8 protein-coding genes and 1 rRNA gene are annotated in these 19283 nt (G+C 28.1%); 5 read left to right on the top strand and 4 right to left on the bottom strand.

Annotated features, from left to right (window positions below; all coding sequences use genetic code 4):
- Nucleotides 1–98: 98 nt before the first annotated feature.
- Both AC0B4T_RS03840 and AC0B4T_RS03845 read right to left on the bottom strand, forming a co-directional pair.
- Nucleotides 99–956 (bottom strand): hypothetical protein, encoded by an 858-nt coding sequence (locus AC0B4T_RS03840; protein ID WP_465103203.1) that lies wholly within the window; start codon nucleotides 954–956, stop codon nucleotides 99–101.
- The gene (locus tag AC0B4T_RS03845; RefSeq protein ID WP_465103204.1) at nucleotides 943–2964 is read right to left on the bottom strand and encodes a S8 family serine peptidase; all 2022 of its coding nucleotides are present in this window, start codon (nucleotides 2962–2964) and stop codon (nucleotides 943–945) included. Before AC0B4T_RS03845 ends, AC0B4T_RS03840 begins: the two co-directional genes overlap by 14 nt.
- A 343-nt stretch (nucleotides 2965–3307) precedes the next feature.
- Here AC0B4T_RS03845 and rrf point away from each other — a divergent pair.
- The 4 genes from rrf (at nucleotide 3308) to asnA (ending at nucleotide 7416) form a co-directional block, all read left to right on the top strand.
- Nucleotides 3308–3413 (top strand): 5S ribosomal RNA (gene rrf / locus AC0B4T_RS03850).
- A 229-nt stretch (nucleotides 3414–3642) separates the two neighbouring features.
- Nucleotides 3643–5145 (top strand): hypothetical protein, encoded by a 1503-nt coding sequence (locus AC0B4T_RS03855; RefSeq protein WP_465103205.1) that lies wholly within the window; start codon nucleotides 3643–3645, stop codon nucleotides 5143–5145.
- A gap of 114 nt (nucleotides 5146–5259) precedes the next feature.
- Entirely contained in the window at nucleotides 5260–6372 is a 1113-nt protein-coding gene (gene dnaJ / locus AC0B4T_RS03860; protein WP_465102090.1) for a molecular chaperone DnaJ, read from the top strand.
- A 60-nt stretch (nucleotides 6373–6432) separates the two neighbouring features.
- Nucleotides 6433–7416 (top strand): aspartate--ammonia ligase, encoded by a 984-nt coding sequence (gene asnA, locus AC0B4T_RS03865; protein ID WP_465103206.1) that lies wholly within the window; start codon nucleotides 6433–6435, stop codon nucleotides 7414–7416.
- Between the two features lie 43 nt (nucleotides 7417–7459).
- Here the strand turns inward: asnA and AC0B4T_RS03870 are convergent, their stop codons facing one another.
- Nucleotides 7460–12931 (bottom strand): beta-N-acetylglucosaminidase domain-containing protein, encoded by a 5472-nt coding sequence (locus tag AC0B4T_RS03870; protein ID WP_465103207.1) that lies wholly within the window; start codon nucleotides 12929–12931, stop codon nucleotides 7460–7462.
- Nucleotide 12932: 1 nt separating this feature from the next.
- Nucleotides 12933–14198, bottom strand: coding sequence for a fibronectin type III domain-containing protein (locus tag AC0B4T_RS03875; RefSeq protein ID WP_465103208.1), 1266 nt, complete (start codon nucleotides 14196–14198; stop codon nucleotides 12933–12935).
- 178 nt (nucleotides 14199–14376) lie between these two features.
- On the opposite strand from AC0B4T_RS03875, the gene AC0B4T_RS03880 reads away from it, so the two are divergent.
- The gene (locus AC0B4T_RS03880) at nucleotides 14377–19248 is read left to right on the top strand and encodes an MGA_1079 family surface serine endopeptidase (protein WP_465103209.1); all 4872 of its coding nucleotides are present in this window, start codon (nucleotides 14377–14379) and stop codon (nucleotides 19246–19248) included.
- Nucleotides 19249–19283 lie beyond the last annotated feature (35 nt).

Below are 19283 nucleotides of genomic sequence, written 5' to 3' on the forward strand. Positions count from 1 at the left end.
AAAACCCTGAAAATAAAATCAAATGAAATATAATTGAATAAAATAAAGATATGAAAAAAGTAATATGCATTTTTGCATATTGCTTTTTACTTGTTTGTTTACGCCTCTGGATAATGCTTGATAAATTCATTACTGTATCAATCATTTAGCATAACCTCAAAATTTTCTTCAGCTTTACCCCCTACGCCACTTTGGAAATATTTTTTTAATACAAGCTCAACATTTTTAGGAATTATAAATACTTCTCAGGCATGTGAATCTAATATTCAGGCAGGATAGTCATGTTGTAGGCTATCTATTATATTTAAAGTTACTTTATTATTCTCATAAAATGGAATTATGTAAATGCCGCTTCAGCCATGAGTTTTATATTCATTATATTTTGTAATAAAAATATCACTGGTTTTTAAAACTTCATTTAGATCTTGTTTATTTAAATATGAATTCTCAAATAACTTTGTTATTTGAGAGTCTTGATTAAAATCATCAAAATTATGCAATTCTTTAAATCTATTAATAATTATTTCTTTAAATTCGCTTATATTAGATATTTTTATAAAATGACTATCAACCGTTGGCACGCCATCTGAGAAGAAAAATTCATTAAATGGAACTGCCGACCCATCTGAATTTTTTTGCACTCTTTTATATTTAACATACCCATTATTAGGTTTTAATCATTCGTCAGGTATAAATGTTTTTATGGTTGTAAATTTCTGATAATGAGGAAGTATTAAATTAAGTAATTCTCCGGCAGTTTTACGTTGAGGTATTTTTCGTTTTGAATCACTACTAGTAATACGGTTATCACTTTCATTAAGTTTTGTAAGTTCTTGTTTTTTGGAAGTATCATTTTTTAAAGGTTCAAAATTTATATAATGAGGGGAACACGAAACAATTACCAAAGGACTAAAAACAGTTATAAAACTAGTCAATAATTTCTTATTTATTTGCATTTCTTACCACGTGTGTTACAGCAACAATATCATCAACAGAAGTATTAAAATTACTCATAGAATATTTAACTACTTTATACCTATATATTCCTCCTCTTGAACTATTAAATTCTAATAATTCATCATTACTAAGGGATGAAGTTATACTTTTAACCTCGTTTCACTTACCGTTTTGATCAAGAGTTTCTAATACTAAACCATAATCAGTAAATCAATTCCCGGCTTGGATATTTAAAGTTTCTTCTTTTTTAAGTCATAATGCTGTTTTTTCTGCATCAAATCATACTTTGTCCATGTTTGGACGTGATGATAAAGAAACCGCGCCAGCATATTTATTAGTTCATAAATTTGGTGATTGATCCCAATATAGTTTTTTATATAGATTTTCTAAAATTCCAGCATTAAAAAGCCAAGAACTAGCAACTTTTATAGTTTGATTTGCTTTTAGTTTTATATCCTTACTAACAAAAACAGTACCAGTATCACTATTGGGTTTCTTAGTAAATGCAGTAAAATTATCTGCAGCTTGAGACATTTCAATGAAATCAATTATTCCAGATCCATATTTATGTGCAAATCCACTAGTTTTATATTTAAGTCCCTCCACTTTTGGTGTGCGAGCTGCAGCAGATAAAATTGCTTTAATAATTGGAACTCTATAATCACTTCTATTAATATTTGGTCTATCTTTTAATAATAGAGATATAAGACCAGATACAAGTGGCGCCGAAAAACTTGTTCCATTAACATATTCGTTTCGATTATTAACTGGACTATAAATTCTCGCTGGAGCAACAACCAATGGTTTAGCTAAGTTTTCAAACTCATTAGGCAATTTATAACTTGAATATGGCGCAATAGTATCAGGAACAATACCATACAATGGTATATCATCATCAAGAGCGCCTACAACCAAAGAATTAAATGATAAATTCTTTCTATTTATTAAGTGGTCCTCAATTTTGCCAAAATTACCTGCAGACATTACGTTAATTACACCATATTTTCGTGTTAAATAATCAAGAAAATAAGCTTTGTCATCATATTTATTTTCAAAAAGCTTGGTGTCTTTGTTCCGATTACCAGAATAACTATGGTTAATAATGCGGACCCCATCAATGAGAACCATCTGTTCAATTGCTTTTGTCCATTCTGAATCATTTGAAAAAGTTGATACAAAAAGTTGTGAATTAGGATCAACTCCATAGGCACTGCCAACCACCATCGAAACAAGTGTTGGATGTGAATGTTCTTCAGTAAATGCCTTGCCATTATTATTCAATTCATTTATTTGTAATTCACTATTAAATATTGATTTTAAGGAATCATCAAATGTTTTGGTTCATACTTCCAGAACTCCAATTTTAGTTCGTGGTTTATTATTATATAATTCAGTTTTTAAATCATATGCTCTGACAAATGATAAGTTTTTCGCAATTGAGTCTTTAAATTCAGCTAAATGAGGAAGTTGTCTCCCTCATTTATTAAGCACCTCTTTACTAACTATAGTTTTAGGTTTTGGAATTCTAAGATTAGTAAAACTAGAAGGTTTAGAATAACTGTCATTTTTATATATTAAAAATTTAAAAATTTCCTCATTATCTTTGGTTCTAAAAACAAAATCTTTCCTATCAGCCTCGTTTTCAAAGTAGAACCAAACAAATGGCATTATTTCGCTAAAATCAGAAGATAAATGCTTTAACTTCATTTCTTTTATTTTATTAATAAATTTAATGTTTAAGTTTTTGATTAATCCTTCATCATGATGCATGACTCTTGGATTCAACAACAATTTTAATTCATAGTTGTTATTTGTAATATAAGCGTCACCCTTTCCATTATTTGCAGAACGTTGATAATCTCAATCCCGAATTTCAAACTTAGAGTCATTTAAGTTATCATATCAATAAGTTGTATTTTTATTAACAGCCACATTTTCAGAATAGGATATAGTAGATAATATTGGTAATCATGAAAAAGTTAGTAATTTCTTTAATTTTTTATTCATATTTCCTTTCATAATTAATTTACTACATAAGTAAATATAGTAAATATTTATATATTTTTTATACATTAATATTATAGCATAATATTAAATAATTTTTTGAAAGTTGATTTATGGGCAATTTATATTTTTTATATTTGTCAAAAACACAAATATATTTTTCTAAATTTTATATAATTTTAAGGTCTCCTTTCATTTTTTTAAAATTTATTAATACAACTATTTTATTACAAGGCAGACAAGAACAATGTCACATGCAAAAAAGTTGCATGTGACTTTTCCAAAAAACATTTAACAAAAAAATAAAAAAATATTTTGACTTTTCTTTTTTTTGTGTTATACTATTATCAGTGGTTAAAGCAAGAGGGATCACCTGATACCATTCCGAACTCAGTAGTTAAGCCTCTTTACGCCGACGATAGCCTAAAGGTGAAAATAGGAAGCCGCTGTTTTTTTATATTTTTTTTGATAAAATTTAAAATATAAAAAAACTATTTAAATAAATATAATTCAAATTATTTAACAAACAAAAAACATATTGCTCACTTTTTATATTCTAATCCAAACAACGAGTAATATGTTTTTTATTTAGAAAATTACAGTACAATGGGTTTTAATTATATATTTAGTATAATTACTTTGGTAAAGCTTCAATTTAACTTTACCAAAAGGAGCTAAATTATGAAAAAAAGTTTTAAAAAGGCTTTTGCTTTGTTATCTACTTCATTAGTAGCACTTCCTGTTATTGGATTAAGTGCTAATACAAATAAAATAAGTGATAGTGCATATTTTGATAAAACTGTTACAGAAAATGGTAAAAAATACCATGTAGTAAATGTTAGTTTTGCATTAAAAGATAATGAAATAAATGACCTTAAATCAATGTATTCATTTATTAGTTTTACATTAGAGCATCCTAATATAAGTGGTGGAGATAATGTAATGTATTTAGGATACACAAATAAAGTTGAAGAAGTTACAACTAGTTTTAAAGCAACTGGAGCTAGGCTTGAAAATGGAAAATTTAATGAAGCTACAAAGACATATTCACTAGATGTTAAATTTGCGGGGGATTATACTTGAACAGCTACAAACTTTAAATTCGAAATTGGTCTTGGTGGTAGAGAAATTACCATTAAACCAACTAGCCGCCACGTTGTAAAACAAACTGCTTTAGACAAAATGAGCCACAAAGAATTATTAAAATTAGCAGCAAGTGTAGAAACTTATAAACCAGAAGTTAAAAAACCTTTTGAATCCACAGTAAAAGATTTTGCTTTTATCCCATTAGATGAGAAAAAAGTAAATACAAGAAGCGCTTCATATAAAGTTAATGTTAATCCAGTTACTGGAAAGCCATATTTGCATATTTATGGAACTAATGAATATACTGAAGTATATCCATATGATAATGAACTATGATTAGTTCCAATTTACCAAGTAGTAATTCCAAATAATCATAAATTTGGAAAAAATGGTAATATGAAAATGTACTTAAATATGACAATTCAACAAGAAGGTCAAAGCACCGGAAATGTTTCATATGTAGTAGATGCTAATAAAGCTGAAGTCATTTCTAACCTAGGTTCTAATAAAGCGGATCTTAGCATTGTTGCAAATACCTATAAAGCTGATGATGAATTAGGATATATAACATTCCAATTGCGTTTAGGAATAAGGTGGGATCCATCTAAATCTCGTATCGTTATGTCATTTAATGGTTATAAAAATGGATCATACTTCAGAGTCGCGGGTAAAGATAGACAGTCTAATGATGTACAATTAACAAATTGACAACAAAACGAAATTTGAAGAAGAGGAACTTGAAATAAATATGTTTCTTTTGATAGTAATATCTTAAATTCAAATGGAACAGGAAAGTCTTTAACAAATAATGTTCTTAATGGTAAAGAAGTAACATTTGAATTATCACACCCTGATACTCCTAAAACAACTATGAAATACACTATACAAGGCAATAAGTTAGTACCTGTTAATGGTTCAACAAACCAAGTTAAATTTAATGCTTATGTTAAAAATGGTTCAAAGTTAATAAATGGTAATAAATTTGGATTTTATGTTGAATTTAGCAGTTTATTTGATCCAACTAAGGCTATTATAAAAGTAACATATGACGGAAAAACTCAAGAAGTTAAAATGCCTAATTTTTGGGGTTGATTCTAGGAAAAATCATGTTATTTTGTAAATCAAAATATTCGGAGCAATCCGAATATTTTTCTTATATTCTTTTTTATTTTTTATTAGCAATAAAATATGTTTTGTGCTAAAATAGATATCATGAATAATAAAAGAGATTATTATGAAGTTTTAGGACTCAATAAAAATGCAACAGACCAAGAAATAAAAACAGCCTACCGTTCACTTGCTAAGAAATACCACCCTGATAAATTAAAAGATGGAACAAGTGATAAAAAAATGCAAGAACTTAATGAAGCATATGAAGTACTATCAAACAGCGAAAAACGTAATTTATATGATAATTACGGACATGAAGCTGCCAACGGTTATAATGGAGCTGGAGCCCAAGGCTTTAATGCTTCAGGTTTTGGTGGCTTTAGTGATATATTTGAAAACATCTTTAGTGGCTTTACTGGCTCATCATCTAGACGTGCCAGCTATGCTGAACGAGGTGCAGATATTAAAAGTGTTCAAAAAATATCATTTATGGAAGCAATAAATGGAATTGAAATTCAAAAAAATATTCCTAAATATAGCCTTTGTTTACATTGCAATGGATCAGGAGCTGAATCAAAAAACGACATTCATACATGTCAAACATGTAAAGGAGCTGGTTATACAACAAAACAAAGTCGTGGATTTTTCGGAATTACTACACAACAAATTGTATGTAATACTTGCCAAGGAGAAGGTAAAACAATTACTAAAAAATGTAGTAACTGTAAAGGTAATAAATACATAAAAACTAATAAAAATGTTAAAATTCCAATTGCTCCAGGAACTGAAGATGGAGCTGTTTTAAAACTCCAAGGATACGGGGAAGCTGGAACTAATGGAGGCCCTGCTGGAGATTTATATATTTATATTTCCGTTGATAAACATAAATATTTTGAACGTCGTGGCAATGATCTATATTTAGAATTCCCAGTTTCAATTATTGATATCATGCTTGAAAATAATGTTAAAGTGCCAACTCCATATGGCGAAGTAACCATTTCTCTTAAAAAATCATATGAATCAGGACAAGTTATTAAAGTTAGTGGTAAGGGTGTACAAAGCAAATACCGTGTGGGAGACCTTAAATTAATCTTAAAAGTAGTGCAACCTGAATTATCACGTTCACAAACTAAGGAATTGCTTAAAGTTTTTCAAACAATGGAAGATTCCTCAAACCAAGATTTCATGCAAATGGTTAATAAAACACTTAAATAGTTATGTTATAAACATAACTATTTTTAATTAGTGTGATACATTATTTGCTATAATATCTCCATGTATAAATCAAAATTAAACATTAAAGAAACACAAAAAGCAATTCAATCCTTGAAAAAGAATTTCCAAGCTTTGATCCAGGAAAAGTTGAATTTGACACGGGCAACTGCTCCACTATTCTTATTAAAAGAATCGGGATTAAATGATGGTTTAAACGGTGAAGCTCCTGTATCTTTCTCGCCTAAGGAGCAACCTAATATTCATTTAGAAATTGTTCATTCACTCGCTAAATGAAAAAGACATGCTTTAAAACAATATAATTATTTACCAGGAGAAGGTATATATACTGATATGAATGCAGTGCGCCGGGAAGAAGACCTTGATTTTACTCATTCATATTATGTTGATCAATGGGATTGAGAAGTTATTATAAATAAAAGTGATCGCAATATTGACTTCTTACATAATGTAGTAAAAAAAATCTATTCTGCTTTATACCAGACAAAGGAAAACTTAGTTAAAGAATTTTCGGTTCTTGAAAATAATTTACCAAAAGAAATTTTTTTCATTAGTTCACAGGAATTAGAAGACTTATATCCTGCAATGACCTTGGAAGAAAGAGAAGATGCTATTGTTCGTGAAAAAGGTGCTGTTTTTATATCTAAAATTGGTTATAAACTTAAATCAGGTTTAATTCATTCTCTTAGAGCTTTTGACTATGATGATTGAAACTTAAATGGTGATTTACTTGTTTATTCTAAAGTACATGATAAAGCTATTGAAATTTCATCAATGGGCATTAGAGTAGATCAAAATTCTATTGTAAGCCAAAGCAATAAAACACAAGAAGAAGTTAAAAACCTCTCACCATATCACAAAGCAATTATTAAAAATACACTACCTTTAACTATTGGTGGTGGTATTGGTCAAAGCCGTGTGAGTATGTTTTTATTAGAAAAAAAACATATCGGTGAAGTTCAAGCTAGTTTTTGACCTGAAAACTACCGTAATGAACTGAAAGAACAAGGAATTGAATTATTATAATTATTAATCTAAAAAACTGGAGAAATAATCTCTCCAGTTTTATTTATTGTTTCTTTTTACGTATTTTAAATCAGTATAGAGCAAGGAATCCAGATGTTAATGTTGCAAACATGGCGAATACAAATCCTAAAGTAATTTTACGGTTAATAGGGGTTATTGTTGTTTTATTAAAAGCAGTTTTTTCGCTATTATCTAGTTTTTCAAGTGCTTGATTTTTAGCTTGCTCAAATGATTCATAAGTATATGTTCGGTTAACATTATAACTTAATTCTTTTACTAAGTCTTGGTTTTTATACTTAGCTAGTTGTTTTATAAATGCAGACTTCCCAGCCTCCAAAGGACGGTAGAAACTTGGTGTTATATAATTGCTAACTAATTGCAAGAATTGCAATACTTCTGGTTTACTAGAAATTTCGGTCATTTTTTCTTTAAAAGCACTTTTAACATCTTTGTTTTCCACTGAATTCATAAGATAATTAAAGTAATCTTTGCTTACCTCTAGATTTAAACGAGCATTATTCATTGCCACAGTAGCATTCTCAACTTCTAACTCACCAGCTTTTTCATTTTCATAAACAAGTTTTGCTTTAGAGTATTGACTCGCATATGCATCAGCAGTACTTTTAATAAAGAAGTGAGACATATTAATATATGGATCGTCAAGGTGCTTTTTCAATTTTTCACGTTTTGATGAAACAAGTAGTTTAAAATCATCAATAGCTTTTTCTAATAAAGTCACTGAATTTTTAACATTTGCATTGTTAGATGCGCCGAGCCCTGAATTTACTAAATCTGTTTCGGAAGATTCAATTTGCTTTCTTAGTTCTTTGAGCGGATCATTTCATCCTTCCTTGTAAGAATCTTCAAGTTTTTTGGCTTGTTTGATAAGTTCTTCTAAAGTTTTATATGATTGAATAACTTCATTATATTTTAGTTTATTAAAAGCATCAAATAAATTGTTATTAACTAAAGAAAGTGTATCTAAATCCAGATCATCTATGTTATTTGCAGTAACTAAATGAGCATTAATTGAAACTAATTCATCGAGTGGAGCTAATGTTTCATTCGTATAATTTCTGCGATCTAGATCATTATATTTATTAATTAAAGTAAAAAATGTTGCTTTAGTATTAAATGAATGAGTTAGAGAAAGGCGAGCCTTAGTTATATCTTGAATAGCTTGGTTATAATTTACTTCATTTAGATTTGTTTTATTAGCTAATAACGTACGTCCATTTTCTAAAGCATGTAAATAAATATTATAAGAATCTTCAGTATATATTGAATTCTTATTTGAATAAACTTGCGATGTTAGATAAGACAACTCAGATGTATCAAGTGCTGAAGCAGAATATTTGTTCAATAAATATGAAAGCTCTTTTTTGAATTCCACAATTGTTTCTTGACTAAGATATTCATACTTAAGTGAACTGACAATGTTGGTCCTTAATGTATTGAACTGAGTTTTGTTTTCATCGCTTCAACTCTCAAATGAACCAGGGATATTTGCCATCAGTTGATTTAATTCATCAGTTGATTTTTGAGTATTAGTCGAATCTGTTAAATAAATGCTTTGTACAAGTGGATTTTCACCTTGCCAAGTAAAAATAACTTTCTGAATACTTAAATCAGCATCATTAGGTAATGTAAAATTCATTAAATTTAAAACTAATTCGCCAAGAATTATTTCACTGATTTGACCTGATGTTTTATGAATTACTTCTAATTTAACAAAGGCATTGGCAACTGGATTGTCAGTGAAAATTACTAAATTCTTATTTGTGAAGTTTGCATTATTTACACTAAAAACAACTTTCTTAACATCGTTTTTATCTGTGAATAATTGGGTTAAATTTTCAACTTTCTTATTTTTATCAATATCTAAGACTTCTGAGCCGGTAAATTCATAAACATCTGTTCTTACGTTGTTGTATTTTTGATTGTTTATCACAATTTCGCTAATTTCTAAATCCTTGTTTGCCGGATAATTAGCAAGAATGTTTAGTCTAACAAATCGAGCTGATTTAATATTTAATTTATCATTACCTCAATATCTATAATCAGGGTGTTTTTCATCAAATAATCCAAATATTGTATCACCTAAAACCTGTGTATTTGTGGTTCAATTTTTGTCATTAATTGCAAAAGCTGGGCGCCATTCTAATTTATCATTTGATAATTGTATTGATAAATTTCTTGGGTAGTGCTCTGTTTTATTAGAAGCATAAATTCTTAAGGATTCAATATCTATTTCTTTCCCAAGATCATAAATAATATATTGACCATTTTTAGGATTAACAAAAACATTTCCCTTATCAAAATCATTGTCAAACTCAAATTTTTCGTTTGCTTTATTTTTCATTGGTACTGTCGATGAATCTACTTTACCTATAGATTGCGGATCTTCTGTAACAACTTCCAAATTGCTAAAGGTAAACTCAGTTGGTTGTTCCGAAGAATTCTTAAACCCAAAATATTTCGCTTGCAGATTGTTATCTAAATTATTAATATCTGCAATTTCAATTCAACGATAGCCATCATGTGAATAGAAATATTTGATGTTTTCGTTGCTGATTTTTGAATTAACTTTAGTTATTAGTAATGGCTTCTTGAAATCTAGACCCACTATTTCATTTGGTTGTAATGTTATACGAGAAGTAGTTTGACTTTTGTTATTTAAGGTAAATTTTCCCGCTTCAAATTCAGCAATAAAATTATCTTGATTTACTTGGTTTGAAGTATATGTGTAATTAATATCGGAAGCAATTTTATCAAATAAATATGCGGATTTTATACCCCATTCACTATCGCTATTTTGGGTGGCTATAATCCTTATTCCATTAAGTTTTCCTGTGCTTTGAGGAATGTTTATATTAATCACCTCATTATCAGAACTAAATTCAGTTCCCAAATCAGTATATTCGCCATTTACAATCTTTTGTATTTTAAAGTTTTTTAATAATAAACCAGGTTCTTGAACTAATCTCAATCTTGCATATTCTTTATAAATTGGAAATAATATATCTAATGAATCATTAGCACGTATATTTCCTCCGCCTTTATGTGTTAAACGAGCATATGTTGAACTATTATTATCAACAATATTTTCTAAATTATTACCCTCAAGTTCAGTAGATAAATCTAAATTAGCAGTATGAGCAGTTAAACCTAAATCATTAAAAACTGAATTTTCTCCTGCCGCTAAAATAGTACCAATTCTCCAACTTGGATCAGCAACTTTATGGTTACGAACTCTAATTTTATCAGTATTAGGTGCTCAACCACCTACAACATAACGAGCTGCATTGCCTAAATGATGTGAACTAAATGCTTTTCATGAACTTGTTGAATAATCATAATATTCTATAGAAAAGTCTGTAAATCTTGTATTTGGGTGGTTAACAGCTTGTTCAATTAATACTGTTGTAATATTTCTCCTTGATGGATATTTCACAGCAAAAAATCAATCTACTGGGAAGTTAGGATCTGTTCCCGGCTTAATAACTCATTCAGAATTAGGGTCAGTATCAAAAATATTTTGCCATCTGCCACCTGTTGTGCTTAAATTACCGGTATCAGCTTGAGTGAATTGACCATCTGTAAATCAAGTTCCACCACTTCCATTATTAGAAACAACAGGAGGTGTAGTTTGCATAGAAATATTTTGAAGTGGTTTTCCATATACTTTTGTTAATAATTCAATTGTTTTTGGTAAGAGCATTTTAGTCGCTCCATTAATGGGCATCTCATTTACCTTAAAAGTATCTAATTTTTTATATAAATTAATTGCTTCATTTATAGAGTATTGTGTTCTTGAGATTAAATTATCCTTAAAATATTCTAAAATCTCAGCTATTTTTAAATTAAGTTGTGAAATTAATAAAAGTTTTTCTAATCAAGGTTTAAGGTCTACAATTAATGAATTCTTGTTATTTAAAAGCAAGCCTATATCTTGTTTTAGTACTTCGAAATAATATTTAAAGTCATTAATTTCTAAATTACTAAAACTTTTATCATTATATTTAGAACTTAAGGCATCAAATAAATTCGCAACATCAGAACTTTCGGATCAGTCGACTGATTTTGTACTATTATTTATTTTAGTATTAATAATATGTTTTGAAACATTATTAAAAGCATTTATAAGAACTACATTAGAAGAAGTAAAGGCATTTTTAATTGCATTAAGTTTAAATTGCTCTTTATTATCACTGTTTAAGTATCATAAACTTGCAAACTGGTTTAAATATAGTTTGTTTAATCCTGTTGATTTACCTAGTGCTACTGTGTAAGAATTGGATTGTGCTAAAGAGTTATTTGTAATGTTTAAATTATTCAGAACATCTAAATTTAATAAACCTTCATTATAACCACTTGCTCAATTTAAAACCATCCCGCTTTTTTTATTATTATTTGCATAATATTTCTCAATAAATTCATTATCAAAATCACCGTATTTAGTAGCGCCATAATTAACTAAGGTAACATGATCCTTAAGTGTTGCAAATGATGTATTAATACTATTTGATGCTATACTTGTAAAGTAATACAAATCTTTTTGTATTGGTTCTAAAAATTCACTAAGTTCATTAATAATCCGAGTTAATAAAGTATAGTTTACTCCGGCAGTATTTTTAACAACAACGGCAAAACCACTAACACCTAAATCAGTAAGTTGTTGTATTTTAGTTTTTAAAATATTAAAATCAAATTCATAATATTCACCATCCGTTATTGGTTGGTTGCTTAAAATATCAAGCGCATAAATAAAATCTAAATTATATTTGTTTGCTAATTCAACCTTAGTTTTAATTTCATTTAACTCATTACTAGTATAGTCTTTACGTCAATTAGTCTCATCAGGATTTAAATAAACATATTTATTAAATTTGTTACTTGCAGCATTTTTTAAATTATCTTCTAAATCTTCTAAACTAGAATTATTAGCATCATAAACAATACGGTTAGTAATATCAAAATAATTATGTAGTTTAAAATTTTTAAATGATTTGTTATCTAAATTAAGAAAAATACTTTTTAGATCATTCAAGGCATAAGCAGTCGCCTTTTGATCTTTAGTTTGTACAAAAAAGTGATTTTTCTCCGCTTCGATAAAGTATTCGTCGTTATATAAATCATTGAATTCATTATTTATATCATAGCCTGCAAATAAATCATTATTTGAACTAAGATTTAAGACAATATTAGTAACTTGTTTATCTAAGCGATTAGAAATTGAAACATTAAACCCTTGTTTTTCCAAAAAGTCTTTAAAGTCTAATAAAAAAGGATTTTGATCTAATTCACTAGAAACAATATTAATATCATTAAGAACAGTAAAATATTCTGTTTTATAAACAAATTCTTTAACGGGAAGGTATTTAATTAACTCGTTTTGTTTAAAAGATTGTTGTATATCGCTATGGTTTACTTCTGTGTTATTAGAAATAGTAAATGGTATAACAAAAGCGGGACTTAATAAAAATGATTTTTTAAGTTGTTTTTTAACATTCATATTATTTCCCCTTTTGTTCAAGTGTTAAATTATAAGTTGAATAATCTCCTAGATCATTATAAACAACAATAAGATATTTTTTTAAATTTGTTTCTTCTTTAACTAAATGAATATCATATGACGCACCGTTAGTAGAAACTGCTATATCACCAGAAAAATCATTAACCTCCAGCACAGTATCTTTTTCTGGTTGATCAATTTCTTTGTCTTGGTATTTTAGTTTATAAATGTTTTTAGACTGATTAAAGATAAGAGACTCTTCAGATTTAGCACCTTTAAAGAAAATGTTTGTGATTCCCAAAATATAGTTTTGCCCTTTATCATTTTGAGAAGGATCTCAAGTAATACGAAGTCATTGTGTTTCAACTTCATCAAAATGAATATTTTTAGGTAATGCAGCATTTGACCAACCGCTATTGTTATTTCTTTCCATTGGTCCAAAATCTACATCAGATGTCCTATCTTGATTTCTAACTTTTGTTCAATTTACACCATCATTTGAATGCCATATGTAAATATTTTTAGGTAATTTCCCTGCAGATCCTTCTTTGTTTGCCGCGATTCAAAATGAAATTTCAACTCTGGAAAGTTTAGTAAGCTTGTCTCAGTGAAAAACTAAGTTATTATCTTGTTCTTGTCCAAATGTTTTTCAATTGTCTCATCTTGAACCACTAGCCCCAAATTGACCTGAACGATCAATTAGTTTTAGTAAATTTTGTTTTGCCGCGTTTATATTTGCGTCCCCATCTTTAGTGCTCTTGTCTTGATCGACTTTTAGACCATCTTCACGAATTACATAATTACTATCATTTGCTAAAGATTTACGTTGTTGTAAAACAATAGCATTGACTTGCATATTTTTACCATCATGTAAAACAGTGCCTTCAATTTTCATATCATTATAAACTGTTATTTCTTGTTCTAGTTGTCAATTAACTTTTCTAAATACAGCATTGTTATTTTGGTCAACTATTCTTACTTCTGATGGTAGTGAGTTTTTTGAAATTATTTCACCGGTTCAAACCTTAATTACCGGTGAAATTGGTACATTGTATAATGAAATAGTCTCTGTTGATTGCAACTCAAATTGTGGGTTCTCTTTTTTAGTTACTTGTAATTTATTTGTAAAATCCGTGTTTTCTTTGTATTCGCCTGGTTTTGGGTTATTAATTTCAGGTTTTGGCTCCTTTGAACATGAAATTAAAGCAGGTGAAAGACCTACCAAAACTGTGCTACATAAAATAATTTTTTTTATAATTTTTGCCATTTTTCCTCCTAATTTTAAAATATTGAATCTAACTATAAAATGTATATAAATTATACTAAATAAAATGCCAAAATATTATAGAAATATTAGGTTATTTTTGATCAATTTTCAAGTATAATAATATATACAAAATTATCACATTTTATATATCATACTTTTGACTAAAAAAGGAGCCATTATGAAGAAATTTAAAAAAATATCACTAGCATCTGCTGCACTTTCTTTATTACCAGCAATAGCAGTTGGATGTTCAAATGACACTAATCCAAACGTTCCCAAAAAACCAGGGGAAGATGTGCGAGATATCGCCAATCCTAATATTCAAAAAGTCCAGAATTTCCTTGCATCTATTAATAATGCAAATGTAGATACACTTAAAGAAAGTTTAATAAACTACCCTAGTAATGATTTTTCAGCTTCTAAAGCTGATCTTTTAATCAACTTCGTTACTGAATATTTTAATATACTTAACACAAAAATAGAAAGTGTTTATTCAACAATTGAATTTAATCCAGAAAATCTAACTGCAATTCAATCAAAACTTCAAGAATATGATAAAGTTATTAATACAACAAATAATAACTTTGACCAATTTACACCAGAATTACTTGCTCAAATTAAGCAAACAAGTAGCGATATTCAAGCATATAATTCAGAAGTAAGCAATAAAAATAAAGAACTAGATGAATTTGTCAAAGAAGCAATAAATATAAAAATATCCAACAATAATTTAAAAAATTTCATAAATACTGAAATATATAAATTATTTAAGGTCAGAACACAAATTCAAAAACCTTTTGATTTAATTAAAAAAATAGATGATAATATTAAAAAGCTTTATGATTTCTTTAATTTTGCAACAGAACTAAATAACACAGGATTAACAAACAAAATCAACGAAACAAAGTCATATATAAATGAAAATTTATCAGTTAATAACATAAATTCATATAATAACGAATTAGAAAATAAATTTAAATCGCTTACAAATTATATTGTCCAAAATAACATGACTTCAGATAATGTTAAAAATCTTAAACAAGAATTAACTGTTTTAGTAGAAAATGCTAATCTTAATAGTCAAATCAAAGAGCAATTAAGTAATGAAATTAAGAATGTTTACAACATTACTGGAATCTATGAATTGCAAGAAAAGCTAAATCATATAGAAACAATTGAATTAGTGGATCTAAGAAAATCATTGGTTACTCAAATTGAAAATTCTAAATTAACCAAAAATAATATAGATGATTTAAAAGATCTTCTTAATAGTTATTCACTAACTTCTTTAACTAGTTTTAAAGAACAATTTGATATATTCAAGCAACTTTTAGAGCAAATTAATAGTAGATTAACAAGCATTGAAAAATATATAAATAATGAGTATACAGGTTCTCAAAAACAAGTATTAGAATATTACAAAGAAAAAAGTAAGTATATTAAATTATTTAATAAGGACTTGTTAGAAAAAATTTCTTTAGTTTCAATGGAAAATAATATTGAAACTTTTAAGGCACACTTAAAAGCTTTAGAAGAACAAGAACGCAAATTACTAGAAAATAAAGAACAAGATTCAAAAACATTATTAGATTACTTTAAAGAGGATGCTGGTGAGAAATTAAAATTTGAATATAATGAACTTGGTTTAAAATATGACCTAGAAAAATATTCATATTCTGCATCATATACCTTTGAAAATACTAAGTTGTTCTTTGATGTACATGATAATGATTATGTAGATTACCAAATCACAAATCTAGAATTAGACAAAAAAAACTGAAATAACTTGTTAGTAAACGTTAAAGTAACTTTAAAATCTAACCCAGAAATAAATTACTCTTATAATTTCTCAAAAACATTTGATAAAAATGTATCTGAGTATGTAAATTTAATTCAGGTTGATACTTTAGACCAGAATTTTGAAGTTGCTTATGATGATTTAAAAGAAATGAAAGCAACTGATTTTTTAGCATTGCCTCATTCAGAAAAATTAAAATATTTCAAACACAAGGGGACAAAAATTGCTAAATTCTTTAATTATGAATTCAGCGATGATTTTGAATATAAAAATAATAGATTATATGCAACAATAAAAGTCTTTTTCAATAATCAAATAATAAAAGAGGGTAAAATACCTACTATTAAACCTGTAGAATTTTGAAATAATGAAGGAAATTATCAAGACTATCTTGATCAAATTCATGAAGCAAAAATATTAAAGATCATTAATGGAGATGCTGCAACATTTTTCAATTCATTGCAATTCAAACCTGAAACCAAAACCACTCATGAAATCTATCTTGCTTCTGATGCAATCAAAGCATTCAATGATTCATATATCATGCCTAAATTTGGTAAATATGAATTGTTTATTAAGGAAGTTAAAAACATTAATGATTGAGATGGTAGTGCAAACTTAGTTTTATGATATAAAAAAGATGGTGTTGAGATTCCAATTAAAAACCCTGCTCAAGTTTTTAATAAAACAATTAGAGTCGGAAATTTCAAATTACTTAACTTCTTTGACTTAAAACCTAAAGGTGAAATCTTTACTGCAGAAGACTTTAAAGATGCAACAACACCAGATCAAAATATTATTAATTTAATTAACTCGGTTAATGAATCAAACTTTACTCCAAGGCTCACTTCATCAACTAAAGTAGAACCTGATTTTAGACTTATCAATGTTCAAGATTTAATTGACCAAAAAGCATTTATTAACATGGAATATTTAATGTTAATAAATAATACAGGTTCTAATAACAAAGGCGAAAACCACGATAATAAAGCATATGTTCCATTAGATAACAAATATTATGATAAAGATATAGAGGTTAATGCAACAAATATAAGCACATTACGAGGAGATTATTTCCCAGTTTGATATGATGTAAAACGTGTTGGTAAGCGTGGTATGTCATTTAAACTTGGATGAATTAAGAAAACTGATCAATCAATTAGATATACCAACGAGCAAGAATATACCTTAATAAACTTAGTAAATGACTACCAACAACACCACTACCCAGAAATCATGGTTAATAATATAAAACTAAGCGATTTAGATATTAATTATGAAGTCTTAAAAACTAAAACAGCAGATGAATGAGCAAGAGATTTAAATGGCCTTGAACAAGTAATCAAATTGAAAGTTAATGAAAATAATGAAATTCAATACAAAAATTTCTCTTTACCAGCTTCAATATTTAAAATAAATTCTATAAAACGTATTTCTGGTGACCAAGCATACATCAGCTTTAAGGTCCAAGATAAAAGCAATAAATGAATTCAAGGTAATACGTGATACAAAATAAAAGGATTTGCTTTAAGTCAAACAAATAATTTATACGAAAGTTTTACATGAAGAAATTCAAATTTAAGAACAATTCAAGATTCGCTAAGTTCAATTACTCGTGATCGAGTAATTGAACCAATGTGAGATGATTTATTATGAGATATCAATACTCGTACTAATATTGCATCATGAACCTTTAAACGAAAATATCTTGAACAAACATTATTAAAACCAAATGCTAGAAATAGAAATATTAAATTTAATATACATGCTAATTCTTTAATTAATGATAACCAAAAAACTCAGCGCATTAGAAATAACGATAATACTATAGCTTTAAATGTAGATTTAGATAATTTAATTGCTTCTAAAACACTTAAATATCTTAAAGAAGCTAAAACCAATACAGACAAAACTTTTAAATATATAGTAAGTCTAACCTGAAATGAAACTACGGGTATTGAGTTTAAAATCTATATGGAGGACAACTCATATAAAATAATTATTGATGAACCAGACACACAAATTAATTTCAAAGAAACATTTGAAAAACACCGGGCATTTTTAATATTACCTGCTTCCGTAAGTGCAAGCATTCAATATACAAATGATGAAGAATTAGAAGATTTTGGAATATATCAAAACCGTTTTGATTATAATCATATGGAATACAACCAATTCAACCAACCTATTACAATTTACTCTGATGGTGAATATTTAGCTAACCGTAATGAATATCAACCAAATCAAAATGTATCCTTCAAATTACATGAAGGATACAAAATGGATGCCGAACACATGCGCCTTGAAGAATGAAGAAACTGAGACGTTGTGGAAAATGCTTATTTAAGAGCAACCCAGGACGCCGCAGGAGGTGGAATTGGTACTGGTGGTTTCTTAGCGAAAACTAATAATGATCCAAATGATGCTACTTTCTATTACATAACAAACATGCACGTTGAAACTGGTGTTGCTACTAATTGAAGCCATGTTGTTGATGATTCGTTCCTAAAGGATAATACAGGTAGAAATTATAATTTGGCTTTCCAATTAAATGGTAATAATCTAGAACGAAACAGAAATAAAACTGCTACTCACAGATATGGCAATGTAACAGTTAAAGGAATATGATTAGCACACAGCGCTGTTTCTAGAGATGGTAGCAAAACTCGCGGGCCACATGATATGATCTTATTATCAATTGACTTAAATGATAAATTAAAAGATGCTCGCAATCGTGGTCTTATGGATTTAGTTTGAAAAACAGAAAAACTAATGAGCATGCCAAATATCGGTTTAGATGTACCATCTAAATTTAGAATAGTATCAGTTCCAATGATTTGAGAAGCAGCAACATTAGGTTTCCCAAAAGATAAAATCACTGGGTCAATTACCAGAAGACCAAAATGAGTTTTAGATAATTCATTTGCGACAGGTTGAAGAAATTACTACTCACATATTTACTCAGGTGGTGGATCTTCAGGTAGTCCTGTATATGTTGAAAAAGATGGAAAACACAATTACTTTGGGATTCTTACAGCTGGATCAGGTGGATATATGGGTGGCGATGAATTCTCTTTATTCTATAGTTATGACATTCGTGAATATAATTTGCTTGGTCTTAACACAGATCACGAACACCCTCTTTCACTACATAACTATAGATCAGCAGCTTCTCAAATATTTAAAGCACACCTACACAGCCCTGATGTCTATGATATGCCTTGATTCTTAAAAGAAACTATAGAAAATTAATAATTGAATTTTAATAAAACACATTTAAACAATTT

The organism is Mycoplasma sp. 10961, from assembly GCF_055523525.1.